We start from the raw sequence: 26,129 nt of genomic DNA, 5'->3' as shown, positions 1-26,129 counted from the left end.
GTGAGACTATGAATATTGTATTGGCATCAGCATCTCCAAGAAGACAACAACTTTTAGGGAAGTTAACTAAAAATTTTCAGGTTTTAGCAAGTAATTTCGATGAAAGTACTGTGAAATTTCATGGAAATCCCTGTGATTATGTTTGTATATTAGCTGAAGAAAAAGTAAATGATGTATTAGAACAAGTAAATGGTGAAGCACTAGTTATTGGGTGTGACACTATTGTATTTTATAATGGCAAAGTGCTAGGAAAGCCCAAAGATGAAAAAGAAGCTTTTTCTATGCTGAGAATGCTGAGCAATAATGTCCATTATGTTTATTCTAGTATTGTTATAATAAATAATATCACTAGGGAAGTGAAAAAAAGCTGTATTTGCACAGAAGTGAAATTTATGGAACTTAACGATGAAATCATTAGTGAATACATAAAATCAGGAGAGCCTTTTGATAAAGCTGGAGCCTATGGCATACAAGATAATGGAGCTATCTTTGTTGAAAGAATAAATGGATGCTATTACAACGTAGTGGGATTGTCTATAAATAAATTATATTTAATGCTTAAGGAGATGGGGGTAAATCTTTAAAGGAGTTTTAAAATGGAAGAAAAAATTAAACTTATGGATTTACCAAAAAATGAAAGACCAAGAGAAAAGATGTTAAGATATGGTGCTGATAGCTTATCAAATGGTGAGCTTTTAGCCATAATATTAAGGACAGGAAGCAAATCTGAGAATATTTTAAATTTAAGCAATCGAATACTTTCTCAATGTGGAGGCATAAATGGATTGTTAAGTTCTAATATACAGGACCTTCAAGATTTAAAAGGTATTGGAGAAGCTAAGGCTACTCAACTCATAGCTCTTTCAGAGCTTTCGAGACGTTTTAAGTCTTTTAAGTCAGGAGAAGATATTAAAATTAAACAACCAAAGGACATTGTAGATTATGTGATGGAAGACATGAGATATTTAAAGAAAGAATATCTAAAGCTTATCATGCTTAACACTAAAAATGTGATAATAAAGTCTGTAGATATATCTGTAGGTAGTTTAAATAGCTCAATAGTTCATCCAAGAGAAGTATTCATTGAAGCAATTAAATGTAGTAGTGCTTCAATCATAGTTTGTCACAATCATCCTTCAGGAGATCCAACTCCTAGTAAGGAAGATATAGGTATTACTAGTAGGCTAAAAGAGTGTGGAAAACTCATTGGAATAGAGGTTTTAGATCACATTATAATTGGGAATGGCATCTATGTTAGTTTAAAAGAAAAAGGTGTCTTATAATAGGAAGGAGAATTTTTTTATGGGATTATTTGCAAAGTCAAGAGATATGGGAATAGATTTAGGAACAGCTAATACATTAGTTTATGTTAAAGGAAAAGGTATAGTGCTTAGAGAACCTTCGGTGGTGGCAATAAATAAAAATACAGGAAAAGTTCTTGCAGTGGGTAATGAAGCTAAACAGATGATTGGTAGAACGCCAGGGAACATCGTAGCCATTAGACCAATGAAAGATGGAGTTATTGCTGATTTTGATGTTACTGAAAAGATGTTAAGACATTTTATAGATAAAGTTGGGGCTAAAAATGCATTTAAAAGTCCTAGAATAGTAGTATGTTTCCCATCAGGAGTAACTGAAGTAGAAAAAAGAGCTATCGAAGAGGCTACAAAAAGTGCAGGTGCAAGAGAGGCATTCTTAATGGAAGAGCCAATGGCAGCAGCTATAGGAGCAGGTCTTCCAGTTAATGAACCTACAGGAAGTATGGTAGTAGATATTGGCGGGGGAACTACAGAAGTTGCAATTATATCTCTTGGAGGAATTGTAACTAGTAAATCTTTAAGAGTAGCAGGTGATGAACTTGATACTTCTATTATTGCATATATTAAAAAACAATATAACCTAATGATTGGTGAAAGAACATCAGAAGCTATAAAAATAGAGTTGGGTTCAGCTTTTGACTTAGGTGAACCAGATAATACAATGGAAATTAGGGGAAGAGATTTAGTTACAGGTCTTCCAAAGGTTATAGAAATAACTGAATCAGAAGTAAGAGAAGCACTAAGTGAGCCTATAGCGGCTATTATAGATTCCATTAAAACTACCCTTGAAAAAACACCACCAGAACTAGCAGCAGATATTATGGATAAAGGTATCATGCTAACTGGAGGCGGAGCTCTTCTAAAAGGATTAGATAAATTAATTAACCACGAAACACATATGCCTGTTAACATAGCTGAAATCCCACTTGATTGTGTGGCTATAGGGGCTGGTAAAGCCTTAGACAACGTAGATGTGATGAGTAAGAGAAGATAAAAATGAAGAACATTAAAAACAAACTGGCAGTAATAGTGATTATACTGTCAGTATGCTTTTTATTCTTAATTGGCTATTCTGTTCAAAAGGAAAATGTGTCTTTAGTGGAAAATGGAGTAGGAGCTACTCTAAATCCTATTCAGGGATTGTTTTATAAAGTAGGAAATAGTGTTAAAAACTCATTAAGCTTTATTTTTAATGTCAATGATATAAAAAAGGAAAATGAAGAACTCAAAAGTAAGAATAGTGAGCTTGAAAATAAATCGACTCAAAATGTGTTGCTTGAACAAGAAAATCAAAGGTTAAGGGGAATGCTTAACTTTACTGATTTAAGAAATGAATATAACTATATTGGTTGTGATATTGTAGGTATAAGTGGATCTAATTTTTTAGACGGTTATGTAATTAACAAAGGGAAAAATGTAGGTATCCAAAAAGGCATGGTTGCAATTACTGGGGAAGGATTAGTTGGGCAGGTCACGTCAGTTGGTGATAATTGGGCCATAGTTCAATCTTTGTGTAATGAAAATATTGCTGTGGCAGGATATGTATTAAGTACTCAAGAAAGTGATGGAATAGTTAAAGGATATAAAGGGAATGAAGACAAATTTTTAGCTCAAATTACTGGATTATCAATTAAGTCACAAGTTTCTAAAGGGGATACTATATTAACCTCAGGTCTTGGAGGGGTTTACCCTAAAGGTATCAAAATTGGAGAAGTTTTAGAAGTTGAAGAAGACAAAGCAGCTGTAGTTAAAAATGCTATAATTAAGCCTAGTGTTGATTTCAATAAGTTAGAACAACTCATAATTGTGGTACCTAAAGAAACTCGTGATGTTAAGTATTAGGGGTATAATATGAAAAAAGTAATATATTTATTTCTAATAATTTTACTATTAGCGGTTTTAGATAATACAGTAATAACTTTTCTTTCCATAAGATATATTTACCCAAGTACTTTGCTTGTATTTGTGATTGCCTATGCTATTATAAATGGTCCCATAGAAGGAATTGTGGTAGGAATTGTAGCAGGAGCCTTTCAAGATTTATACTTTTCTAGTGGGATGGGAATAAACATGCTCGGTAATATGATTATTTGTTTGATAGCCGCAGAAATTGGAAAGAGTATATTTAAAGATAAATCAATTGTGCCAATAGTTTCAACTTTCTTTTTAAGTTTCTTAAAAGGGCTATTTGTGATAGGAATTTTATTTTTGCTAAGGATTAAAACTACTGGTATAACAATAGTCCTATATAAGGCTTTATATGATATGATAGTATCGGTGTTCTTGTATAGACTTGTTTTTAAGCTTAGTGAAACAAAAATTATAAAGAAAGAGTGGAGATTCTAGAGATAATATGGTGAATAAAAAAGTTGGAAATAATAAAAAGAATAAAACTAAATTTTCTAGGTTTAATATATTTTTTATTGCCATGAGCCTGATTTTTACCACTATAATTGGTAGATTGCTTTACCTACAAGTAATCATGGTAGAAGAATATAGAGAAGAAGCTAATAAAAAAGCTAGCAAAAGCGTTCCTAAAGTTGCAGCAAGAGGAGACATAATTGATGCTAAGGGGGAAGTGCTAGCCACAAGTAAACAGAGCTACTCTTTGACGTTTACGCAAACTGAAGAGAGTAAAGATAAGTTTTTTGAAACCATGGCTGAGGTTTTTAAAATTCTTGATAACAATAAAATTTACATGGTTGATGAATTTCCAATTGTAATTGAAAATAATAATTTAGTTTTTAAGTTTAAAGCTACTGATGAAGAAAGCAAAAGATGGATGGAAATTAGATTCAAAAAGGATAGAGGCATTGAGGATGATCTAATTGGAAAACATTTTGAAGATAAGAAAAAAGAAGAATTAACTAAAGAAGAACAACAATTTATAGATGAGGAACTTTTAAAAGTTTCAGCTCAACAGGTTTTTGATAAGCTATTAGAAGAATATAAAATAGATAAAAGCTATGCACTTCAAGAACAAAGAAAATATATGATAGTTAAAGATAGCATAAAAATGCAAAGTTTTTCAGGTTACAAACCTGTAATTATTGCTAATGACCTTAGCCAAGAAGCAGCCTTTGAATTTGAACAGCGTAAAGCTAGTCTTCCAGGGATAGCTGTTGAAACACAACCTATGAGAACTTATCCAAATAAAGAATTAGGTTCAGCGTTTTTAGGATATATTTCTAAAATCAATCCTTGGGAAAAGGAGAAATTTGAAGAAAAAGGTTATGATATAAGTACTGACAATGTTGGTAAGTCAGGATTAGAGGCAGCTCTTGAACCTTACCTTAAGGGAACTAAGGGACAGGAGATTATAGAAGTAAACAAATCCGGAAGGAAAGTAAAAACTATTGTAGAAGCAGATTCTTATCCAGGAAAAACTGTTCAGTTAAATATAGATAAAAATATACAAAAAGCAGCAGAAGATGCCTTGGATGATACCATGAAGGATATGCAAAAAAAAGGTACTATGGGAACAAGTAATGTAAGTAATGCTACTAGAGGTGCGGCTGTTGTATTAAATGCAAAAACTGGTCAAGTTTTAGCACTTGTAAGCAGACCAGGTTATGATCCTAATACCTTTACTGTGCCAGGACTTTTAACTCCTGAGCTATCCGAAAAGTATTTTAATCCTAATTTAGAACAAATGGGTAAGGAATACATTGCGAAAAAGGGGCTTATAAATAAAAAGGGAGTATTAGTAGATAAGGAAATGGGACTTCCAGCAGCTGAGAGAGCTAAGATACTCTTAGATAGAATGTTTCCTATAGATACTTCCATTGAAGGAAATACTACCATAAGACAAGACATTTATGATATATTTCCAAAGCCATTTTATAACTATGCTTCTCTATCGCTAATTCCACCAGGATCAATTTTTAAACCTGTTACCGCCTTAGCTGGGCTCACAGAGGAAGTAATAACTCCAAGTGAAAAAATATTAGATAATGGCTATTATAATAAAAGGTATAAGGATTATAAAGGAGCTTGTTGGAAATTTAATCAGAGCCATGGTTCACACGGAGCTATAGATGTAGCCAAAGCCTTAGAGGTTTCCTGCAATTACTATTTCTATGAGGTAGCAGATAGGTTATATGATAAGTATGGCGAAAATCCTGCAGCATTAGATATGATTGCTAAATATGCATGGAAATTTGGTTTAGGAGTGCCACCTAATAGTGGTTTAGAGCCAACTACAGGTATTGAAATTGCAGAAAACTTTGGGCAAGTTTACAACTATGAGTCAAGTAAAAGAAGTCAATCAAGTGTTTATATAAATCAATTGGTAGATTTTTTAAATAAGGGTTCCAACTCATTAAATGCACAATCAAATCAATACAAGCCTTTTAATATAGTTAAGGAAAAGGAATATGGAACACCTAAAGAAATTGCAGAAATTAAAAAAATAAATGAGAAAAAAAACAATTTAATCGAAGCAATTAAAGCCGAAATGACTAAGGAAAACAAAAGTAGCGACAAAGAAATTGGGCAAATTATGGAGCCACTAATTAAAGAGGTTATAAATGCTTCACCACAAGCTAAGGCAATAGGGTATACAAAAGATGATATAGAGGGAATAATATTAGCCATAATTTTCTCCACTAATGATGCAAGAACATTTATTAGCTCTGCAGCAAATGCTTATAATGCATCCATAGGGCAAGGAATGAATTTCTTTACCCCCCTTCAGTTGGCAAGTTATATGGCAACTCTAGTAAATGGTGGCAATAGATATGAGTTGCAGCTCGTTAATAAGGTAATAGACCCTGTTACTGGAGAAACTACAGAGTTTAAACCTAAACTTATGGAGCATGTGGATATAGAAGAGAAATATCTTGCTACTATTAAAAAAGGTATGAAAGACGTTACATCGGGAGATAATGGTACTGCTGTAAATGCTTTCAGAGGATTTCCAATAGAAAATGGAGGTAAGACTGGTTCTGCCAACGTAAATGTTGTAGTTGAAGAAGCTATTGATAGAACTGCTTATGGAACCTATTTAGGATTTGCTCCTTATGATAATCCAGAGATTGTTACTTGTGTTGTAATTTTCGATGGAGGCAGTGGAGGATACGGAGCACCAGTAGCAAGAGCCGTATTTGAAGAATATTTTAGAGATAAAATAAAAGCACAAAATCCTGCCTATAAGTTTATGTACAACAGGGATGAAACAGTTGATAATGCTGGAAATGTAATAGATCAAAGCAAAAAAGGTGAAAGTACAAACGGTGAAAGCACAACAAATAACACTACAGGTAATACACCAAATAATACTTCAAATAATCCAGCAAACAACACAACAAACAATTCCCGGGGAAACTAGAGTAACACACTTTTAATAACAAGTTTAATTTTCTACTTAGAATAATTAAACTTGTTATTTTTCTATTTCCATAAAAAGAAAATTACTCTATAAAAATTAATTCAGTGTAATTAGAAAAAAAGCTAATTATTTAATGATTTACTACGAGAATTATAGTAATAGTATGATATTTTTAAATAATATTGATTTTTCTGTAATAATTAGAAGGATTTTAATAACGTGCGTTGAAATAGTAAAAGTATCTCAGTATGTGGAGGTTACATATGCAAGATAATAAAATAGTGTTTAAAGGAAATAAGGAAGGTTTAAATATAGTAATTGATGCTAATAGATTTAAGAATACTGAGGAAGTAATTAATGCTCTTGTAAAAAAGTTGTCTCCTGCAAAAAGGTTTTATAAAGGAGCTACTCTAAATATTACTACGGATATGAAGCAAATTGATGAACGAGATCAGATTAGGATTAAGGAAATTCTTTTTGATGATTTTGGAATAAAAGATTGCATATATCAAGATTCTGGAGAGAGAATAAATAAATTTTTCAATGGAGTAAGCGAAGGTAGAACAAAATTTGTAAGGAAGACTATTAGAAGTGGACAGAGATACGAGTACTCAGGGAATTTAGTTGTAATAGGAGATATAAATCCTGGTGCAGAAGTTTATGCCGCAGGAAATATTATTGTTTTAGGAAGTATTAAGGGTGCTATTCATGCAGGGAGTAATGGTAATGAAAAGGCTTTCGTTGCAGGTTTTTCTTTACAACCTCAGATTCTTCAAATAGCTAACATAATAACAAGATCGCCTGAGGATAATACTAGACCGCAATATCCTGAACTTGCAAGAATTAAGAATGGAAATATAATTGTTGAACCTTATTTAGTTAATAAATATATTTAATGGAGGAGTATTAAATGGGAGAAGCTATAGTTATAACATCTGGAAAAGGTGGAGTTGGAAAAACTACTACTACTGCAAATATTGGAACTGCGCTTGCAGCAATGGATAAGAAGGTAGTTGTTATAGATGGAGATACAGGATTAAGAAATTTAGACGTACTCATGGGACTAGAGAATAGAGTGGTATTTACTCTTTTAGATGTAATAGAAGGAAGATGTAGATTAAAACAAGCACTAATTAAGGATAAGAGGTTTAATAACTTATTCTTATTACCAACAGCTCAAACAAGAGATAAAAATGATGTAGATATTAATGGTATGTTAAAGATAGTAAATGAACTGAAAAGTGACTTTGATTATGTAATTATTGACTGTCCTGCGGGGATAGAGCAAGGCTTTGAAAACGCTGTAATTGGAGCTGACTGGTCTATAGTTGTAGTTAACCCAGAAATAACATCAGTGAGGGATGCAGATAGAGTAATTGGAAAATTGGATGCCAAGGGAGTAGATAGGCAAGAGTTAATTGTAAATAGAATTAATTTTGAAATGACGAAAAATGGTGATATGCTTAACATAGAAGATATTAGAGAATGCTTAGCAATTAAAGTTATAGGTGTAGTCCCTGATGATAGAAAAGTAACTGTATCTACTAATAGAGGAGAGCCAATTGTATTAGATACTAGTGCATTAGCTGGACAGGCATTTAAGAATATTGCTAAAAGAATAGTAGGTGAAGAGGTACCATTTCTTAACTTAGATACAACAAATTCACAGAATGGTTTTTTTGCGGCTATTAAAAAATTATTTGGGGGAAAATAGGAGGTTATCATGGATATTTTTAAGCTTTTTTCAAATAAAATAGCATCTAAGGACATTGCAACGGATAGATTAAAATTAATACTTATACATGACAGAGCAGACTTTTCACCTGATTTTTTAGAGATGATTAAGGGAGACTTGTTAAAAGTTATTTCCAATTATGCAGAAATAGATGATGGGGAAGTTGAAGTTAGACTAACAAGAGCAGAGGAAATGGAAGGTCATTCTCCTGCATTAATTGCCAGTATTCCAATAAAAAAAGTAAAAGGAAGATAAAATGGTAAAGCTATGGGTAAACATAGCTTTATTTTTTTTCTTATTGTGATATAATCATACTTATGTTGGAGGGATTGAGATGATAAAATATTTTAAGATAAATGATAAATTAATTAAGCATATAGATTTCAGTATCATTGGCATAATATGTGCCATAGTATTATTTAGCATAGTTAACATATACAGCTCGGGGGGCTTCAGTTATGCAAGGCTTCAGTTTTTCTGGCTTATTATAGGCCTTGTTGCAACTTACTTTATTATCTATGTAGATTACATTCAGATATTGAATTATGCCCCAATAATTTATTGGTTTGCAGTAGGATTATTGCTATTTAATGATATTTTTAGTAAATCTGTTAATGGTGCAAGTGCTTGGATTCAAATAGGTAAAAGGGCTATACAACCAGGAGAATTTGCTAAAATAGCTATGATATTAATGCTTGCTAAGATAATTCAAGATATGGAAGGTAATATTAATAATATTAAAAATCTTGCTAAGGTATTGATGTATGCAGCCATACCAATGATTTTAATTGTAATACAACCGGATATGGGATTAACTATGGTATCCTTTTTTATCGTACTAGGAATTGTAATTGTAGCTAATCTTGATTGGAAAATAATTATGGGGGGACTATCAGCAGTTTTTGTTGTCATAGTGGGTCTTTGGAATTCTCCCCTTATGCCACCGTATTGGAAGGGTAGATTACTATCCTTTATGACTCCAGAAAAATTTGAGTTAACCTACGGTTTTCAGTTGCTACAATCAAGAATTGCTATTGGTTCTGGAGGGATTTTTGGATTAGGTTATTCTAATGGAAGACAGTATAAATTTATTCCAGAAAATCATACTGATTTTATTTTTGCAGTTATAAATGAAGAGTGGGGATTTATTGGTGCAATAATTCTTTTGACACTTTATGGAATATTGCTTTATAAACTTATAAGTATTGCAAAAACTTCTAAGGATTTAAGTGGAAGTATTATATGTACTGGTGTTGCAGCATCTTTGTTATTTTCTATTATTCAAAACATGGGAATGACCATTGGAATAATGCCAATTACAGGGATTACACTACCTTTTGTAAGTTATGGAGGAAGTTCTATGCTTACTAACTTTATTTCCTTAGCTCTGGCATTAAATGTAGGAATGAGAAGAAATAAGATTAACTTTTAATGATATTTTAGTAGGGTAATACTGCTGTCCTCTTTAGGCAGGGGTATTTTCTAGAAAATAAATACTGGAGGGAGTTAAGGCTCCTTTCAAATCCATTGAACTAAACGAAGTTTTTTATTATTTAAGGAGGATTATTATGAGAATAGCATTAATTGCTCATGACAAAAAGAAGGATGATATGATTGACTTTGCTAAAAGATATAGAGATGTTTTAGTGGAGCATGAATTATATGCTACAGGTACTACTGGAAAACTTATCAGTGAATTTGTAGGTTTAACTGTAAGTAGATTTTTATCAGGTCCATTAGGTGGTGACCAACAAATTGGAGCGAGGCTTGCGCAGGGAGAAATGGATCTTATAGTATTCTTAAGAGATCCTCTAACTGCACAACCACATGAGCCAGATGTCACAGCATTAATAAGACTCTGTGATGTTCACTGCATACCTCTAGCTACTAATTTAGGTACTGCAGAAGTTTTAATGAAAGCATTAAAAAGTAGATAAGAACTTTTTTAATACTCTATACATAGGTTACTAATAAAAATAAGCTAGTAAGAATAATTGTTCTTGCTAGCTTATTTTTTTAAGTTTTTATAGGTTTCAATCATAAATCTCATCCTATGTAATATATTTATTAATGAAAATCTAATTAATGTAGGTGAAAAACATGGGTAACTATAATGATTATTATCAAAGATACTATGCATCTGTAGGGAAGAAGGGTTCAAAACAACTTATGAAGAGAAAAACAGGTCCAAGCAATACATCCTCATATAAATATAGTGGTGGAAATTACAAGCAAGTGGGCTCAACAGGGTATTTTAAAAATTTTACTAATAAGTTTATCATGCAGTTAGGAGTGGTATTAGTTTTTATGATTGTTTTTTTAGGGTGCAAAGCTTTTGAAAACTCCTATACTAAACAATTTTATGATGTGAGTAAGAAAATCATAAGTGAAAATTACAATTATGCTTTGATTTTAGACAAGATCAAAGGATTTAACCTAGGAGAAATTGAAGGAAAAAGTATTATGTTAATTGAAAAAATAAAGAGCTCAATAACTGGTGGGCTAACATTACAGGATGAGGTTAAAAATGATTACGCACTGCCAGTAACTATGAGTAATATGAAGACTAATAATGAGACTTCTCTTTTAGCTAAGGGAATTAATAAGGACAACATGATGTGGGTGAAGTTAGACAAGGAAAGCACAATTAATTCATGTCAGAATGGGAAGATAAAGAAAATAGGTAAGGACGATTCTTTAGGAAATTACATTACTATCGATCACGGAAAAGGTATAGAAACAAAGTATAATAATCTCAGTGAAATAACTGTTAAGGTAGGGGAAGAAGTTAGTAAGGGAGATACTATTGGAATGATAAAACCCCAAGTTCCAAACTTTGAAACCTTCTATTTTGAATTATTATACATGGGTGAGAGACAAAATGTTATGGATTATTTTGAAGTGTAACAATTATGGCAGTGAAGTTATTTACTATACAGTACTAAATTAGGAGGAAATAATTGCTTAGAATTAGTAAATACTTAATACCTTATATAGCCCTTATCTTAGTTATTGGATTTAAGTCAGAAATGATAGTAGGGTTTATTATAATTTTAATTCACGAGATTATACATCTAGTTACAGCACGAGTTCTAGGATTTTCAGGATTTTCAGTGGAGATTTTACCTATAGGAGCAGTACTTAAATTACGAGACTTAGAAGAAGCTACACCTAAGGAAGACTTAATAATATCCATAAGTGGACCACTAGGCAATTTTTGTATTGCGTTAATAGGCGGTATAATAAATTATTTTTATAATAGTAACCTCTTAGTTCAGATAATTAATTACAACTTAGTTTTAGCAGTATTTAATTTAATTCCTGCATACCCACTGGATGGGGGAAGAATTCTAAAGGATATATTTGCTACTAGATTAATATATAAAAAGGCAAACGAAATAGCGTTAAGGATAAGTATAGGCATAGGGTATATTTTTCTTCTTGGTTTCTTTACATCTTTGTTCATGGGTATACCTAATTTAAACTTACTCTTGATAGCTATTTTTATTTTAGTTATTTCTTATAGGGAAAAAAGGAGGATAGCATATATAATTATGGGCTATATTATTAAAAAAAAGGAAAAGCTTACCAAGCGTGGATATATAGAAAACAAAAGTGTTTCTGTATACTATAAGTTATCATTATTAAAGGTTTTAGAGCTAGTAGATAAAAATAAGTATAATGTTTTTACTATCCTTGATGAAGATATGAATGTAATGGATATACTATATGAAGAAGAAGTTTTAAATGCCATAAAATTTCTAGGTAATATAACCCTAGAAGAATTGGTCAATGAGAGAGAGTCCAGGTAATCTTAGGCATAAAAGGCTTGTATTTGGTTCTCTATGTGATAAAATAAGTAATTGAATTAACTTAAGGAGGAATTTGAATGAACAAAATTTCCGATGATATTCTTTATAAAGTTGAAAAACCAGCTAGATATATTGGTGGTGAATTTAACTCTTATAGTAAAGATAAAGAAAAAGTAGATATAAGATATGCGTTTTGCTTTCCAGATGTGTATGAAGTAGGTATGTCTCATCTTGGAACTAAAATATTATATTACACTCTAAATGAAAGAGAAGATACCTTCTGTGAAAGAAGCTTTGCACCATGGCCAGATATGGAAAAACTTTTAAGAGAAAATAATACTCCATTGTATACACTTGAAAGTAAAGATTCACTAAAGGACTTTGATTTCTTAGGATTTACCCTTCAATATGAAATGAGCTATACAAACATATTAAACATGCTAGATATGTCAGGGGTTCCACTTAGAGCCTCTCAAAGAGGAGAGGAAGAGCCTATAGTAATGCTTGGAGGTCCTTGTGGTTACAACCCAGAGCCACTATATGATATTGCTGATATAGTGGTAATTGGAGAAGCAGAAGAAGTTATCCATGAAATTCTTGATAAATACAAGGAGTTAAAAGGTAAACCTAAAGCAGAATTCTTAAGAGCCATTGCAAAAATACAAGGGGTTTATGTACCGAGTTTATATGAGGTTACTTATAAAGAAGATGGCACAATAAAAGAATTTAAACCTAAATTTCAAGATGTGCCAGCTAAGGTTAAAAAGAGAATAATAAATAACTTTAATGAAAATATATTTCCAGAAAAATTAATAGTTCCATATACAGAAATAGTTCATGATAGAGTTGTGCTTGAAACCTTTAGAGGATGCACAAGAGGCTGTAGATTCTGTCAAGCGGGTATGATATACAGACCGGTTAGGGAAAAGAAAACAGACAAACTTTTAAGCCAAGTAGAAAGTTTAATAAGCAAAACTGGATACGAAGAGGTATCTTTATCTTCCTTAAGTATTTGTGACTATTCAGATATACAAAATCTTATTTTTTCCTTAGTTGAAAAATATGAGGGGGAGAAGGTTGGAGTATCCTTACCTTCAATAAGAATTGACTCTTTCTCAGTTGATTTAATTAAAGAAATCCAAAAGGTAAGAAAAACAGGACTAACTTTTGCACCTGAAGCAGGAAGTCAAAGAATGAGAGATATTATAAATAAAGGGGTTACAGAGGAAGATATGCTTAAGTCAAGCAAAAGTGCCTTTGAAGCTGGTTGGTCTACTCTTAAGCTTTACTTCATGATAGGACTTCCTTATGAAACTATGGAGGATGTACTAGGCATTGGTGAACTTGCTGAGAAGGTTGTGGACCAATACTTTATGGTACCTAAAAATGTGAGACAAAGAGGCCTTAGAGTAACGGTAAGTACTTCAATCTTTGTTCCAAAGCCATTCACACCTTTCCAATGGGCACCAATGGATAAAATGCCTGATGTTAAAGAAAAAATATATAGCCTAAGAAATTCTATAAAAAGTAGGGCTATAGTATACAATTGGCATGAATCTCCACTAAGCTATATGGAAGCTATATTTGCAAGAGGGGATAGAAGACTTTGTGATGTACTAATTAAAGCTTTTGAAAAGGGAGCTCGTTTTGATGGTTGGGCAGAGTACTTTAATTTTGAATTATGGCAGGAAGCTCTAAAAGAGTGTAATGTGGATGGAGATTTCTATGCGTACAGAGAAAGAACCTACGAAGAAATACTTCCTTGGGACTTTATAGATATTGGCGTAAATAAGCAGTTCTTAATTGATGAAAATGAAAGAGCTAAAAATGCTGTAGTTACTCCAGATTGTAGAGGAAACTGTACAAATTGTGGAATAAATAAAAACTTTAAAGAAGGGAAGTGCTTTGAAGGTGCGTTATTTAGTTAAATATACTAAAGCTAGTGAGATAAAGTTCATATCTCACCTAGATTTAATGAGAACTATACAAAGGATTATTAGAAGAGCGGGTCTTCCAATTGAATACTCAAAAGGCTTTAATCCTCACATGACCATATCCATTGCACAGCCTCTTTCAGTAGGTGTTTATTCTAAAGGGGAATACATGGATGTAGTTTTTACAGAAGAAGTAGATACAAAGCTTATACTAGATAAGTTAAATGAAAACGCACCTAATGGGGTTAAGTTTCTTGATGTGGTTAAGGTTGAAAAGAGTGAGACGGGAAAGGCACCTCAGGCTATGGCTATTATTGATGCAGCTGAATATGTGATGAGACTCAAGTCTACCGACATAAAAGAGACCATGAAAGTTTTAGAAAAAGTTAAAAATACGCCACAATGGAATATTGTGAAAAAGACTAAGAGTGGAGAAAAAGAAGTAGATATTAAACCTCTAGTTAAAGAATTAAAAATAACAGAGAGTGAAAGTCTACTAGTATTAGAAGTAATCATAGCATGTGGTAGCAGGGAAAACTTATCACCAAGTCTTTTAGCTGATTATATAAAAGAACATGTAGAATACATAGATAAGGAAGCCTTTGTGGATATTGAAAGACTAGATATGTATGCCTATAAGAATAATAAGTTAGTTCCTCTTAATAAGTTTTTTTAGGGGAAGTGTAGCTAAGTGAAGGAGATTTTTATTGAGAGAAATCAAAAGTTACTAAGAATAGCTATAAGAGAGTGTGGAATATTAAAGGAGTGTTATGTTGAAGAGGAAGATAACACTCCTAAAGTTGGAGAAATTTATAAGGGCACAGTAAAAACCATTGTTGCGTCAATGAAGAGTGCTTTTATAGATATTGGGTATAGTAAAAACTGTTATATGAATTTGAAGGATAGTTCTAACACTTTAAAAAAGGGTGATGAAGTATTAATAGAAATATTAAAAGAGGAAATAGATAAAAAAGGCCCTAAGGTGACTAACAAAATATCCTTACCTGGAACCTATGTAGTTTTAACTAATGGCAATAACCAGGTAAGTATTTCTCCTAAAATAAACAACAAAGAATTTAAAACTTTGATTAAAGAAAAGTTGGTTAAACCTGAAGATATAGGTGTAGTCATTAGAACTAAAGCAGAAAATGTAGATATTGAACTGCTTAATAGTGAAATTCAGTGGATATACAAAAACTACCTAGACATTACAAAGCGATTTAAATATTCTGCAAAACTAGGTAAACTTTATACTGATGAAGGAGCCTTGAGTAGAATTTTAAGAAACTACTTAGGACAAGAAAATGTAAAAATAACCTTTAATAATAATGAAGACTACTTATACTGCAGAGAATACATAGAGAGCAAAGGGATAAGCAACTGTACCTTAGAAGTATATAAAGAGTTCTTAACATTATTTGATTATTATGGACTGGAAACTGAAATACTGGCTTTAAGAAATAGTAAAATTATGCTTCCAAATGGAGGCAATATTGTAATAGAAAAAACTGAAGCTATGCACGTTATTGATGTAAACTCAGCTAAAAATACTAAGACAGCTCATTTTAAAGATGCATTAGTGACTACCAACCTAGAGGCAGCTAAGGCTATAGCAGAGCAGTTAAGGCTTAGAAATATTGGGGGAATAATTCTAGTAGATTTTATAGATATGAAAGAAGCTAAAGATAGAGAAAAAGTATTAAGGGTTCTTAAAGAGGGATTCAGAGAAGATAAGAACAATCCTACAGTGTACCCCTTTACTGAGTTGAACTTAGTTCAAATATCAAGAAAAAGATATGGGAAATCCATATATGATTATATATTAGAACCTTGTAACAGCTGTAGAGGGCGAGGAAATAAAATAAGATTATCCTACCTAAGTAATATTATAAGAAGTAAGATTAGTAGAATCAAAGCAGAGCAAAATGTGAAAGATATCTTTATAGAATTAGATGTAATGTATGAAAAGGAAATTAAAACTAATATTATAAGTTTTATAACTTCTATTGAAGCTATAGATAGAAATGTTTATGTGAGTTTTCTTCCTCATTTAGAGGGCTTTAAGGTGGAACCACTTATATTTTTAAATCAAATAAAAAATTTGGAAAAACTAAGAATTTTTCAGTGCGATGATGTTTCTAAAATTTAATTTTTAAAGAATACTTTAGAAGGAGCCAGTCTTATCCTCAGCAGAATATAATATTTTGTAAAGTTAAAAGAGAATTTTGGAAGACAAAAACTCCTTTTTAGGTTATTAAACAAGTTAAGGAGTACAATATTTAGAGAAAAAAAGCAATAAATTCCTTTACAAGTATAAATGAATATGTTAAAATGGCTTTTGTAGACCGCACACATAAGGTTTTTTATGAACAGTTTTATGTAAATAAAATTGTACCTGAGATGGCGAGACTGGATTGAGGAGGTGTATTTAATGTACGCAGTATTACTTACTGGAGGAAAACAATACAGAGTTCAAGAGGGAGACGTTTTATTCGTTGAAAAACTTGAAGCTGAGGTTGATACAACTGTAGAATTCGATAAGGTTTTAGCAGTTGGTAAAGAAGAAGGTTTAGTGATCGGAAAGCCTGTAGTTGAAGGCGCTAAAGTTGTTGCTAAAGTTGTAGCACAAGGAAAAGCTAAGAAAATTATAGTTTTCAAATATAAGCCAAAGAAAGACTACAGAAAGAAACAAGGACACAGACAACCATTCACTAAAATCGTAATTGAGAAGATTGAAGCTTAATTATGACTAATGTTAAATTTTATAAGAAGTCTGATAAGCTTATAGGTTTTAATATGTATGGTCATGCCGCTCCTAGGGAGTTGGATTTGGACGTAGATTTAACTTGTGCTGCTATTTCTGCTATTTCTCAAACTACCTTAATTGGGATTTTGGAAGTATTAAAAATAGAAGTAACCTATAAAATAGAAGATGGATTTCTAAGTTTAACTTTGAACAATCAAAGTAATGAAGATGTGGATAGATGTCAGGTTCTTCTTGAAACTATGTTACTTGGATTGAAAAGTATTGAATTTACTTATGGTGATTATATAAAAGTAGAATTAGAGGAGGTGTAATATTATGCTAATTATGAACCTTCAGTTATTTGCTCACAAAAAAGGGGTAGGTAGCTCAAAGAACGGAAGAGATAGTGAGTCTAAGAGACTTGGTGTTAAACGTGCAGATGGACAATTTGTACTTGCAGGAAACATCCTTGTTAGACAAAGAGGAACAAAAATCCATCCAGGAAACAACGTAGGAATTGGTGGAGATGACACTCTTTTTGCTAAGGTAGATGGAGTTGTTAAATTCGAAAGAATGGGTAGAGACAAGAAAAAAGCTAGTGTTTATCCAATCGATGTAGAAGTTGCAATAGCTGAATAGTTTAAAGGCACCCTGCAAGGGGTGCTTTTTTATACCATAGATTTCATTTGATTAAACTAACATCAAAATAAGTAATTAACAGTTATCTAATTTAAGTTAGATAATATTTATAGCTTAAGGCTATGGCATAAAAAAGTACGCTCTTTAACTAGGTGCTTTTTTATAAGTAACTTTTTAAGTTATCTCATAAAATTCAATTATACACAGAGTTGTGTAAAAGATTCTAAGATTAAATTTTATTTTAGTCATATTTAAAAGTATTAAGCAGACAAAGCTGAGTTCTTGTGGAGTATACTTATAACTTTGATTTCTTATAGTTTAAAATATGGTGATGTAATTTTTTATTTTGGTTAATAATATTACTATAAATTATATTCATATATTTAATTTTACACAAAGAAGAACTAACCATTAATTTTTTCTTAGAAAGTAAGCGATTTAATGGGAGTTTCCAATATTAAATATGATATGTTTGATAAAAACACGATAAGGTAGGGTGATGAAATGTTTATAGATACAGCCAAAGTATACGTAAGATCAGGTGATGGTGGAAATGGAGCCATATCCTTTAGAAGAGAGAAATACATACCACTAGGAGGACCAGATGGTGGAGATGGAGGAAATGGTGGAAGTGTTATTTTAGAAGCGGATAGCAACATGACTACTCTTTTAGACTTCGCTTACAATAAAAAGTTTATTGCAGACAATGGAGGAAAAGGAGAAGGTTCTAAGTGCTATGGTAGGAGTGGAGAAGATCTTATAATTAAAATTCCTATGGGAACAGTAATTAGAGATGTGGAAACAGACAAAATTATGTGTGATTTATCTCATGTTGGAGATAAATATACAATATGTAGAGGTGGAAAAGGCGGAAAAGGAAATGTTAAATTTTGCACGCCTACAAGACAGGCACCAGATTTTGCTGAACCAGGAATGCCAGGAGAAGAAAGATGGATAAAGCTTGAATTGAAGCTTTTAGCTGACGTTGGTCTTTTAGGCTTCCCTAATGTAGGAAAATCCACGTTACTATCAGTAGTTTCTAAAGCTAGGCCAAAGATAGCTAACTATCATTTTACAACCTTAAAACCAAACCTTGGGGTAGTTTCCGTAAAAGGAATCCAACCATTTGTAATTGCAGATATACCAGGAATAATTGAAGGAGCTGCAGAAGGAGTTGGTTTAGGTTTAGATTTCTTAAGACATATAGAAAGAACTAGAATTCTTATACATGTAATAGATATATCTGGTGTTGAAGGAAGAGATCCTATTGAAGATTTTAACAAGATAAATGAAGAACTTAAAAAGTACAGTGTTAAACTTTGGGATAGACCTCAAATAATTGCAGCAAATAAGGCGGATATGCTCTTTGATGAAGAAGTCTTCGAAAACTTTAAGAAGCAGCTAGAAGAAATGGGATATAATAGAATATTTAAAATTTCAGCAGCAACAAACCAAGGATTAGAAGAGTTAATGAAGGAAGCTGCACAACTTTTAAGCACCATTCCTGTTCAAGAATTAGAAATTAAGGATGAGGATAGATATATACCAGAAGAGAAACGATTTACTTTTGAAATTAATGAAGTAGAAGAAGGAATTTTTGAGGTTTCAGGAAGCTTTGTAGACAGACTACTAAATAGTGTAAATGTAAATGATCCAGACTCTTTAAGATACTTCCATAAAGTGTTAAGAAATAAAGGAGTTATGGATGAGTTAAAAGAAAAAGGAATTCAAGATGGCGATACAGTAAGACTTAATGACTTTGAATTTGAATTCTTATTATAGGAGGAAAGTATGATAACAACTAAACAAAGAAGTTACTTAAGATCATTAGCAAATAATATAGAACCAATTTTCCAAGTGGGAAAAGGTGGAATAGAAGAGAATTTTTTAAAGCAGGTAGATCAGGCATTAGAGGCTAGAGAGCTTATTAAAATAAAAACTTTAAACAATAGTGGTATTACATCAAGGGAAGCATCAGATATAATTTGTGAAGAATTAGGGTGCTATGGAATACAAGCAATTGGAAGTAAACTAGTATTATACAGAAAGTCTTCTAAAAACCCTAAGATTGAGTTACCTAGGTAATTTAATCTTAGATAATTTGTAAGAGATTTTTAAATTTTTAAATTGCCGTTATAGGGTTTAAATTTAAAAAACATAAATTAATACTAGATATTTAAATAGTTTTTAGTGTATACTAAATGGATTAATGGAAGAGTACTTTATAGTGCTTTTACTGCAACATCTTAAAAAAGATTTAAAAAACTAGTAGGGCAAACATTGCTTTACTAGTTTGATTTTTATCATCTCTAAAATTAAGTATTGAAATTTTACAGTAATGTTTTATAATAAAGGAATACTAGTGTTAAAAAATATACTATAAATTTGGTAATACCATATTTATATGGTATTATAATACGAAGAGGTTTTGAAATGAGAAAAGCTATCTTTGGCGGCACCTTTGATCCAATTCACGTGGGGCACTTGCATATAGCATATGAAGCATTATATAATTTAAAATTAGATAAGGTTATTTTTATGCCAAGTGGTAATCCACCACATAAGGTAAATAGAGTTGTAACAGCAGCAGAAATAAGGTATGAAATGGTTGAAGCTGCAATTAGCAAAGAACCATTATTTGAAATCGATGACTATGAAATAAATAATTCTAATCTTAGTTATACATATAAAACTATGGAATATTTTAATAATCTGGAGTCGCAAACTGATTGGTACTTTTTAACTGGTGTAGATAGCTTGATGGACTTAAAGAAGTGGAGGAATGTTGATATTCTTCTAGAGAATTGCAATCTTGCTGTTTTTTCTAGACCAGGATATACTCATGAAGATATAGTCCAAATGAAAAATTATATCGAAAAAACATATAAAAAAGAAATTATGTATTTAGAAATACCAGTTTTAGATATATCATCTACAGTAATAAAGGAAAAGATTAAGCTGAGTAGACAAATAGATTATCTTCTTCCTTGCGGAGTACAAGAGGTTATAGAGAGATACCATATATACAAATAAAGGTTGTGATCATATGTGGAAGGAAGATCAAATAAAAAAATATATAAAAGAACATTTAAATGAATCCAGATTTGTACATAGTATTGGGGTTATGGAAACCAGTGAGAAGTTAGCACTTCATTATAATGAGGATCCTTATAAAGCTAGACTAGCAGGATTATGTCATGATTGTGCTAAAAATTTATCAAGAGAGGAGTTAATATCTATAGCCAGGGAAAGTGGCGAAGAAATATCAGAAATTTACCTATATGCACCTCAATTGTTACATGGACTGGTAGGAGCATATATAAGTAAAGATATATTTGGGATACAGGATGAAGATATTTTAAACTCAATAAGATATCATACTACAGGAAGAAAAAATATGAGTATTCTTGAGAAGATTATATATATTTCAGATTATATTGAGCCATCAAGAAATTTTAAGGGAATTAGCGAACTAAGAAGACTTTCATACGTAGATATAAATAAAGTATTGTTAAAATCTTTTGATGATACTATAACTTATACAGTTTCAAGGGGGAGTTTATTGCATATAGACACTATTGAAGCTAGAAACTTTATTTTATATAAAAAATAGTAGGTGATTTTATGAAGGATAAGGAAAATAGGTTAACGGGAAATAATAAAGAAGAAGAAAAAGATGTTAAAGCCAGTAAAAAGAAAAAAGGAAAAAAGAAATCAAAGTTTCCAATAGTAGTTTTAGTTTTATTTTTCACTATAGTTTTAGTTACAGCGGGGGCTTATTTATATTTAGATAGCTTTAGCAACAATGCTGTAAATATTAATGAGCCAAAAGATAATAATAGCAATGCTTCTAAAGAAGAACCTCAAGAAGAGATAAGTGACTCAACCAATATTTTAGTAGTTGGTGTAGACTTAGGTGAAGGTGATGAGAATAACAAGAAGGACCCTAAGAGGACAGACACTATGATGGTAGTACATTATAATTCTAAAACAAAAAAATATGATGTAATATCTATTCCAAGAGATACCAAAATAGAAACAACTCGTAGGGATAAAAAAATTAACTCTGCTCATGCATCAGGAGGCATTCCATTAGCAGTAAAAGAAGTTGAAAAGCTTTTAAGCATTAAAATTGATCATTATGTAAAAATAGATACAGTTGCTTTTAGGGAGTTTATAGATGCTCTTGGAGGCATAGAAGTTGTAGTTGAAAGAGATATGAATTATGATGACCCAACACAAAATCTTCATATACATTTAAATAAAAGCAGCCAGCCACAAAAATTAGATGGTAAAAAGGCGGAAGGCTTTATAAGATGGAGAAAAAATAATGATATGAGTGGATACCTAGAAGGTGATATGGGTAGAATTAGAAATATGCAAAAGTTCTTTGATACTGTTTTAGCAAAGGTTCAAAGTCCGGCAATTATACCAAAGATTCCAAGTATATTAGGAATATTTCCTAAGTACATCGAAACAGATTTAAATGCTAACGATATAATTAAATATGCAATGAGTGTAGCGAAAACGAAAAGAGAAGAAATAGGATATCATATAATTGGAGGAGAAGATAAGTATATTGATGATATTTCCTATTTTATATTTGATAAAACTAAAAATGTAGATATAGATGCTATTTTAAAGGAAAAAACTTCTGTACAAGGAAATATTGATACAGATAAAATTCGTATTAAGATACTAAATGGTAGTGGAAAAGATGGATTAGCATCGGATTTTGGTGAGTACATTAATAAGTTAGGATTTACTAGATATGAATTGGGAGATACTAATATTAACTCAAAATCTAAAATTGTAATATACGGTTTAGATAAAGAAACCGGTGAATACATTAAAAAGCAGTTTGGTATACAAAATCTTGAATATTCAACTAAGTATAATGATCTTTACGAGGTAGAAGTTATACTTGGAGAAGACAGAGATTTTATAAAACCTAAACAATAAAATATAAAACATTGAAATTTTAGGAGGCATAATAATGGAAAAACAAGTAATAAGCACAGCTAAAGCTCCAGCAGCATTAGGACCATACTCTCAAGCGATAAAGGTGGGAAATTTATTATATACTTCTGGACAACTAGCAATAAATTCTGCTACAGGAGAGTTTATCAATGATGATATTCAAAAGGCTACAGCGCAAGCTTTAGAAAATGTAAAGGCTATATTAGAAGAAGCAGGTACTTCTTTAGATAAAGTTGTTAAGACATTAGTATTTCTAAAAGATATGAATGATTTTGTACCAATGAATGAAGTATATGCAAAATACTTTTCAGTTAATCCACCAGCAAGATCTTGCGTGCAAGCAGGAAGATTACCTAAGGATGCATTAGTGGAAATAGAAGTTATAGCAATAGTAGAATAATAATTAAAAACCTCCAGGGCTCTGGAGGTTTTTTAAAATCAACTAATTTTAAATTAAGAGGTGCTATATGGGTAAAAGCTTGACTTATGAAGTTACCAAGGAGGGTGACGGAGTAAAAATAAGAGATTATATGACTGAAGTCTTAAGTTTTTCAGGTAGATTTACAAGAAATGCTGGAATGGAAAAAAGAATAAAAGTAAATAGAAGCATAGTAAAGTTAAATCACAAGCTTCATTGTGGGGATACTGTGACTATTGAAATTGAAAAAGAAGAAAGTCAAAACATCATTCCAGAGGATTTAAATATAGAAATTATATATGAGGATGCTGACCTACTGGTAGCTAATAAAAGACCATTTATGGTAGTTCATCCAACAAAAAGCCACCCTACAGGAACTTTATCAAACGGGGTATTATATCACTTTAAGGAAAATAATGAAAAGTGCATAGTTAGATTAGTTAGTAGGTTAGATATGGATACCTCTGGGTTGATTATGATAGCTAAAAGTCAATTTGCACATATGAATTTAGCAAAGGCTATGGATGAAAATAAGATTATAAAATCTTATTTAGCTGTAGTACAGGGAGAAATTCAACCTAAAAGTGGAACTATAGATTTACCCATAGGAAGACCAGATGAAAGTACTATTAAAAGGATTGTTTGTGAGGAAGGGCAAAAAAGTATAACTCACTATAAAACCATTGATACATACAATCGAGGTTCTTTAATAGATTTAACCTTGGAAACTGGGAGAACTCATCAGATTAGAGTACACTTGAGTCATATAGGAAATCCTATATATGGAGATACCTTATATGGAACAGAAGAGGGGAATAGTTTAATAAATAGGCAAGCGCTACATGCTTATAAGTTAGTTATTCCGCATCCAAGGACAGGTGAAACACTTACAGTCCACAGTGATTTACCTAAGGATATGAAGAGTTTGATAGAAGCAATAAAATAAAAAAATATATGTTATTAAAGAAATATTAATTAATACAAGTGCATTGATAGTAAAGAATAGATAATAAAAAAGAAGATAATTTTATTAAAAATTATCTTCTTTTTTTATAAAAATAAATTTCAACTTATTTTTTATAAGTATTTTTTCTAGGGTTTGATGAGTTTTTCTTCTTAATATTTCTAACTAGAGCAAAAAGCAGCAATAAGAAAAAAAGAACAATTACAAGGATCAAAAGTCCTAAATAAGTATAATTAATTGTATTAGTTTCTGTAGTTAGTAAATCACCGACTACAGGAAGTATTTTTTTCTCATAATCTACACCACTAACTAGAGGCACAGTATAAGACTGGTTATTATAAGTTACATTACCTTGTGCTATAGGTTGTCCTTTAAGAAAAAACTTATCTTTTAAGGTATTAGCATCAAATTTAAATTCAGGTTCAGATTCTAGGGTTAGCTCTTTAGTATAATAAATATCCTCTCCTGCGAGAAGGGGAATTACCGTTCCATTAGATGAGGTATATTTTGTAACTTCTTGTCCCTTAGAAAATAATTTAGTTGTTTGGAAGTTATTAAAGGCCCACTCAAAATAATTTTTACTATCAGCAAAATAAGTTTTTACTGGATCGTAAAGCATAGCAATAATAAATGTATTATTGTTTTTAGTAGCAGAAGCTACAAAGGAGTGTCTAGATTCATCAGTATAGCCTGTCTTGCCAGCAATTGCATATTCATAGTAATACTTCTCATAGTTATGTAATAATCTATTATCATTCCATAAAGGTCTTTGTTCAGGGTAAACATTTGTTGCTGGAAGCATATAAGTCTTAGTTTTTGAGATTTCTAAATACTCAGGATGCTTTAATAATTCCTTTTCAATTGTAGCTAAATCATAAGCTGTAGTTCTATGTTCATCATCATATAGTCCATGAGGATTTTTAAAAGTGGAGTTTTTGCAACCTAGTTCTTTAGCTCTCTGAGTCATCAGTTTTGCAAACTCTTCTTCGCTACCTGAAATATGTTCAGCTAAAGCTTCTGCACAATCGTTTGCAGAAACCATAATAACTGCATAAAGCATTTCTTTTACTGTCATTTCCTCATTAGTATCTATGTAAATTTTCGAACCCTCAATAGTTGGAGGAATAGTTCCAACCTTAACTTTTTCATCTAATTTACACTTTTCCAAAGTTAGTAGAACAGTCATCAGTTTTGTTGGGGATGCAGGTGGATATTTTGTATCCTCATTGTTTCCATAAATTACGGCACCGGTAACTGCATCCATAACAACTACACCATTTGCGTTTGCAGAAGGTGCCTGAGATGCTGCAAATGCATTGCTTATATTTAAAGTCATAATAGAAACTGCCAAAGTAAGGCTTAAAAGTATCTTTTTCATAGAATCCTCCCCAAAATAGTAATAAATAGATTATATCAAATAAAATTCAGTATTTCGATAGAATTTTATAAAGTTGGTAATAATTAAGAAGAAATAGGAGGAGAAAACATGAAATTAAAGGAAAAAATAGTAGGTTCTATTGGCATATTAGTATTAAGCTTAGTATTTTTAATTAGTGGACACCTAATAAGTAAAAGGGAAGCAGAAGTTAAAAATCAAATTTTCACAGAAAATGAAAAGGAATCAATCTTTGTGGATAGCAATAACACAGATAAAGTCGCTATAGATTACAAAGCTAATAAAACAGACAAGGTTTCACAGAGGGATATAGGAGAGAAAAAGGATATAATCGTTGATATTAAGGGAGCCATAGCAAATCCTAAAGAATATAAATTAGCAGAAGGAGCAAGGGTAAGAGATTTAATTCAGGCTGCAGGTGGAATTACAGAGGAAGCAGATGAAAATACCATATACTTCTCTAAAGTTTTAAGAGATGAAGAATGCATTATCATTTATAAAAAGGGAGAGGCAGTAAATAATGATTTTGATTTAAATAAATCCATTGGATTCCCTAATAGTGATAAAGAGGAAAAAATAAATATAAATAAAGCAACGCAAGAACAGTTATCAACTCTTTATGGTATAGGTGAGGTTAAAGCAAAAGCAATAATAGAATACAGAGAGAAAAATGGAGGATTTAAGTCCATTGACGATTTAGGCAATGTTGATGGTATTGGTGGTAAAACAGTTGACAAATTAAGAGATAAGGTAGACATAAAATGAGTATTAGTATAAAATTATTAAAGAATTATGGAAATAAGAAAATACAAAAAGTTGACTAAGTTTCAAGAAGAGTTAATAAATAATTACTTAAT

28 protein-coding genes are annotated in these 26,129 nt (G+C 31.4%); 27 read left to right on the top strand and 1 reads right to left on the bottom strand.

Translation table 11 applies throughout. The features are described 5' to 3' along the window. The first annotated feature begins 8 nt into the window (after positions 1–8). From C661_RS0106315 to C661_RS0106190, 26 genes are all read left to right on the top strand, one after another. Complete coding sequence (locus C661_RS0106315; protein ID WP_017414472.1) at positions 9–584, top strand: Maf-like protein; 576 nt, start codon at positions 9–11, stop codon at positions 582–584. Between the two features lie 12 nt (positions 585–596). After that, complete coding sequence (gene radC, locus C661_RS0106310) at positions 597–1,283, top strand: RadC family protein (RefSeq protein WP_017414471.1); 687 nt, start codon at positions 597–599, stop codon at positions 1,281–1,283. A gap of 19 nt (positions 1,284–1,302) precedes the next feature. Then, positions 1,303–2,313 (top strand): rod shape-determining protein, encoded by a 1,011-nt coding sequence (locus tag C661_RS0106305; protein WP_017414470.1) that lies wholly within the window; start codon positions 1,303–1,305, stop codon positions 2,311–2,313. 2 nt (positions 2,314–2,315) lie between these two features. Continuing rightward, a complete protein-coding gene (gene mreC / locus C661_RS0106300) occupies positions 2,316–3,161 on the top strand; it encodes a rod shape-determining protein MreC (RefSeq protein WP_017414469.1) in 846 nt (281 codons plus the stop codon). A gap of 9 nt (positions 3,162–3,170) precedes the next feature. Then, on the top strand, positions 3,171–3,665 hold the full coding sequence (mreD, locus tag C661_RS0106295; protein WP_017414468.1) for a rod shape-determining protein MreD: 495 nt from the start codon (positions 3,171–3,173) through the stop codon (positions 3,663–3,665). A gap of 7 nt (positions 3,666–3,672) precedes the next feature. Then, positions 3,673–6,648: a penicillin-binding transpeptidase domain-containing protein gene (locus C661_RS0106290; RefSeq protein WP_017414467.1), complete on the top strand. Its 2,976-nt coding sequence runs from the start codon at positions 3,673–3,675 to the stop codon at positions 6,646–6,648. 263 nt (positions 6,649–6,911) lie between these two features. Further along, positions 6,912–7,544 carry a septum site-determining protein MinC gene (gene minC, locus C661_RS0106285; protein ID WP_017414466.1) on the top strand — a complete coding sequence of 211 codons (633 nt, stop codon included), beginning with the start codon at positions 6,912–6,914 and terminating at the stop codon, positions 7,542–7,544. Positions 7,545–7,558: 14 nt separating this feature from the next. Next, a complete protein-coding gene (gene minD, locus C661_RS0106280) occupies positions 7,559–8,362 on the top strand; it encodes a septum site-determining protein MinD (RefSeq protein WP_017414465.1) in 804 nt (267 codons plus the stop codon). 9 nt (positions 8,363–8,371) lie between these two features. Then, the gene (gene minE / locus C661_RS0106275; protein WP_017414464.1) at positions 8,372–8,638 is read left to right on the top strand and encodes a cell division topological specificity factor MinE; all 267 of its coding nucleotides are present in this window, start codon (positions 8,372–8,374) and stop codon (positions 8,636–8,638) included. Between the two features lie 79 nt (positions 8,639–8,717). Then, positions 8,718–9,815, top strand: a complete 1,098-nt coding sequence (gene rodA, locus C661_RS0106270) for a rod shape-determining protein RodA (protein WP_017414463.1) — start codon at positions 8,718–8,720, stop codon at positions 9,813–9,815. A 136-nt stretch (positions 9,816–9,951) separates the two neighbouring features. After that, entirely contained in the window at positions 9,952–10,320 is a 369-nt protein-coding gene (gene mgsA, locus C661_RS0106265; RefSeq protein ID WP_017414462.1) for a methylglyoxal synthase, read from the top strand. Positions 10,321–10,483: 163 nt separating this feature from the next. Next, positions 10,484–11,290 (top strand): M23 family metallopeptidase, encoded by an 807-nt coding sequence (locus tag C661_RS0106260; RefSeq protein WP_017414461.1) that lies wholly within the window; start codon positions 10,484–10,486, stop codon positions 11,288–11,290. Positions 11,291–11,343: 53 nt separating this feature from the next. Then, a complete protein-coding gene (locus tag C661_RS0106255; RefSeq protein WP_017414460.1) occupies positions 11,344–12,195 on the top strand; it encodes a M50 family metallopeptidase in 852 nt (283 codons plus the stop codon). Positions 12,196–12,272: 77 nt separating this feature from the next. Then, positions 12,273–14,123, top strand: coding sequence for a TIGR03960 family B12-binding radical SAM protein (locus C661_RS0106250; protein WP_017414459.1), 1,851 nt, complete (start codon positions 12,273–12,275; stop codon positions 14,121–14,123). Further along, complete coding sequence (locus C661_RS0106245) at positions 14,101–14,805, top strand: TIGR03936 family radical SAM-associated protein (protein ID WP_017414458.1); 705 nt, start codon at positions 14,101–14,103, stop codon at positions 14,803–14,805. The genes C661_RS0106250 and C661_RS0106245 overlap by 23 nt, the downstream gene beginning before the upstream one ends. Before the next feature lie 15 nt (positions 14,806–14,820). Then, a complete protein-coding gene (locus tag C661_RS0106240; RefSeq protein ID WP_017414457.1) occupies positions 14,821–16,278 on the top strand; it encodes an Rne/Rng family ribonuclease in 1,458 nt (485 codons plus the stop codon). A gap of 282 nt (positions 16,279–16,560) precedes the next feature. Then, positions 16,561–16,872 (top strand): 50S ribosomal protein L21, encoded by a 312-nt coding sequence (gene rplU, locus C661_RS0106235; protein WP_017414456.1) that lies wholly within the window; start codon positions 16,561–16,563, stop codon positions 16,870–16,872. Between the two features lie 2 nt (positions 16,873–16,874). Continuing rightward, positions 16,875–17,207 (top strand): ribosomal-processing cysteine protease Prp, encoded by a 333-nt coding sequence (locus C661_RS0106230; protein WP_017414455.1) that lies wholly within the window; start codon positions 16,875–16,877, stop codon positions 17,205–17,207. Between the two features lie 4 nt (positions 17,208–17,211). Further along, positions 17,212–17,514, top strand: coding sequence for a 50S ribosomal protein L27 (rpmA, locus tag C661_RS0106225; protein ID WP_017414454.1), 303 nt, complete (start codon positions 17,212–17,214; stop codon positions 17,512–17,514). A 504-nt stretch (positions 17,515–18,018) separates the two neighbouring features. Then, positions 18,019–19,296, top strand: a complete 1,278-nt coding sequence (obgE, locus tag C661_RS0106220) for a GTPase ObgE (RefSeq protein ID WP_017414453.1) — start codon at positions 18,019–18,021, stop codon at positions 19,294–19,296. Between the two features lie 9 nt (positions 19,297–19,305). Next, positions 19,306–19,599, top strand: a complete 294-nt coding sequence (yhbY, locus tag C661_RS0106215) for a ribosome assembly RNA-binding protein YhbY (RefSeq protein WP_017414452.1) — start codon at positions 19,306–19,308, stop codon at positions 19,597–19,599. Positions 19,600–19,947: 348 nt separating this feature from the next. Beyond that, positions 19,948–20,547, top strand: coding sequence for a nicotinate-nucleotide adenylyltransferase (gene nadD, locus C661_RS0106210; protein ID WP_017414451.1), 600 nt, complete (start codon positions 19,948–19,950; stop codon positions 20,545–20,547). Positions 20,548–20,560: 13 nt separating this feature from the next. Next, complete coding sequence (gene yqeK, locus C661_RS0106205; RefSeq protein WP_017414450.1) at positions 20,561–21,127, top strand: bis(5'-nucleosyl)-tetraphosphatase (symmetrical) YqeK; 567 nt, start codon at positions 20,561–20,563, stop codon at positions 21,125–21,127. 11 nt (positions 21,128–21,138) lie between these two features. After that, entirely contained in the window at positions 21,139–22,476 is a 1,338-nt protein-coding gene (locus tag C661_RS0106200; RefSeq protein WP_017414449.1) for an LCP family protein, read from the top strand. 34 nt (positions 22,477–22,510) lie between these two features. Beyond that, on the top strand, positions 22,511–22,894 hold the full coding sequence (locus tag C661_RS0106195; protein WP_017414448.1) for a RidA family protein: 384 nt from the start codon (positions 22,511–22,513) through the stop codon (positions 22,892–22,894). Between the two features lie 67 nt (positions 22,895–22,961). Beyond that, positions 22,962–23,858, top strand: coding sequence for an RluA family pseudouridine synthase (locus C661_RS0106190; protein WP_017414447.1), 897 nt, complete (start codon positions 22,962–22,964; stop codon positions 23,856–23,858). Between the two features lie 124 nt (positions 23,859–23,982). On the opposite strand, the gene C661_RS0106185 is transcribed toward C661_RS0106190, so the two are convergent. Then, on the bottom strand, positions 23,983–25,254 hold the full coding sequence (locus C661_RS0106185; protein ID WP_017414446.1) for a D-alanyl-D-alanine carboxypeptidase family protein: 1,272 nt from the start codon (positions 25,252–25,254) through the stop codon (positions 23,983–23,985). A 108-nt stretch (positions 25,255–25,362) separates the two neighbouring features. On the opposite strand from C661_RS0106185, the gene C661_RS0106180 reads away from it, so the two are divergent. Further along, entirely contained in the window at positions 25,363–26,037 is a 675-nt protein-coding gene (locus tag C661_RS0106180) for a helix-hairpin-helix domain-containing protein (RefSeq protein WP_017414445.1), read from the top strand. Positions 26,038–26,129: the final 92 nt, after the last annotated feature.

Source organism: Clostridium tunisiense TJ, assembly GCF_000300195.1.
In the GTDB taxonomy this organism is placed as follows: Bacteria; Bacillota; Clostridia; order Clostridiales; family Clostridiaceae; genus Clostridium_J; species Clostridium_J tunisiense.
Note: the sequence above shows the minus strand (reverse complement) of the source record. Positions and strands in the feature narration are given on the sequence as shown.

What these genes read in the sequence shown, in the direction of transcription:
- C661_RS0106315 (WP_017414472.1), top strand. Translation starts at nt 9, where the DNA reads ATGAATATTGTATTGGCATCAGCATCTCCAAGAAGACAACAACTTTTA.
- radC (WP_017414471.1), top strand. Translation starts at nt 597, where the DNA reads ATGGAAGAAAAAATTAAACTTATGGATTTACCAAAAAATGAAAGACCA.
- C661_RS0106305 (WP_017414470.1), top strand. Translation starts at nt 1,303, where the DNA reads ATGGGATTATTTGCAAAGTCAAGAGATATGGGAATAGATTTAGGAACA.
- mreC (WP_017414469.1), top strand. Translation starts at nt 2,316, where the DNA reads ATGAAGAACATTAAAAACAAACTGGCAGTAATAGTGATTATACTGTCA.
- mreD (WP_017414468.1), top strand. Translation starts at nt 3,171, where the DNA reads ATGAAAAAAGTAATATATTTATTTCTAATAATTTTACTATTAGCGGTT.
- C661_RS0106290 (WP_017414467.1), top strand. Translation starts at nt 3,673, where the DNA reads ATGGTGAATAAAAAAGTTGGAAATAATAAAAAGAATAAAACTAAATTT.
- minC (WP_017414466.1), top strand. Translation starts at nt 6,912, where the DNA reads ATGCAAGATAATAAAATAGTGTTTAAAGGAAATAAGGAAGGTTTAAAT.
- minD (WP_017414465.1), top strand. Translation starts at nt 7,559, where the DNA reads ATGGGAGAAGCTATAGTTATAACATCTGGAAAAGGTGGAGTTGGAAAA.
- minE (WP_017414464.1), top strand. Translation starts at nt 8,372, where the DNA reads ATGGATATTTTTAAGCTTTTTTCAAATAAAATAGCATCTAAGGACATT.
- rodA (WP_017414463.1), top strand. Translation starts at nt 8,718, where the DNA reads ATGATAAAATATTTTAAGATAAATGATAAATTAATTAAGCATATAGAT.
- mgsA (WP_017414462.1), top strand. Translation starts at nt 9,952, where the DNA reads ATGAGAATAGCATTAATTGCTCATGACAAAAAGAAGGATGATATGATT.
- C661_RS0106260 (WP_017414461.1), top strand. Translation starts at nt 10,484, where the DNA reads ATGGGTAACTATAATGATTATTATCAAAGATACTATGCATCTGTAGGG.
- C661_RS0106250 (WP_017414459.1), top strand. Translation starts at nt 12,273, where the DNA reads ATGAACAAAATTTCCGATGATATTCTTTATAAAGTTGAAAAACCAGCT.
- rplU (WP_017414456.1), top strand. Translation starts at nt 16,561, where the DNA reads ATGTACGCAGTATTACTTACTGGAGGAAAACAATACAGAGTTCAAGAG.
- C661_RS0106230 (WP_017414455.1), top strand. Translation starts at nt 16,875, where the DNA reads ATGACTAATGTTAAATTTTATAAGAAGTCTGATAAGCTTATAGGTTTT.
- rpmA (WP_017414454.1), top strand. Translation starts at nt 17,212, where the DNA reads ATGCTAATTATGAACCTTCAGTTATTTGCTCACAAAAAAGGGGTAGGT.
- obgE (WP_017414453.1), top strand. Translation starts at nt 18,019, where the DNA reads ATGTTTATAGATACAGCCAAAGTATACGTAAGATCAGGTGATGGTGGA.
- yhbY (WP_017414452.1), top strand. Translation starts at nt 19,306, where the DNA reads ATGATAACAACTAAACAAAGAAGTTACTTAAGATCATTAGCAAATAAT.
- nadD (WP_017414451.1), top strand. Translation starts at nt 19,948, where the DNA reads ATGAGAAAAGCTATCTTTGGCGGCACCTTTGATCCAATTCACGTGGGG.
- yqeK (WP_017414450.1), top strand. Translation starts at nt 20,561, where the DNA reads ATGTGGAAGGAAGATCAAATAAAAAAATATATAAAAGAACATTTAAAT.
- C661_RS0106200 (WP_017414449.1), top strand. Translation starts at nt 21,139, where the DNA reads ATGAAGGATAAGGAAAATAGGTTAACGGGAAATAATAAAGAAGAAGAA.
- C661_RS0106195 (WP_017414448.1), top strand. Translation starts at nt 22,511, where the DNA reads ATGGAAAAACAAGTAATAAGCACAGCTAAAGCTCCAGCAGCATTAGGA.
- C661_RS0106190 (WP_017414447.1), top strand. Translation starts at nt 22,962, where the DNA reads ATGGGTAAAAGCTTGACTTATGAAGTTACCAAGGAGGGTGACGGAGTA.
- C661_RS0106185 (WP_017414446.1), bottom strand. Translation starts at nt 25,254, where the DNA reads ATGAAAAAGATACTTTTAAGCCTTACTTTGGCAGTTTCTATTATGACT.
- C661_RS0106180 (WP_017414445.1), top strand. Translation starts at nt 25,363, where the DNA reads ATGAAATTAAAGGAAAAAATAGTAGGTTCTATTGGCATATTAGTATTA.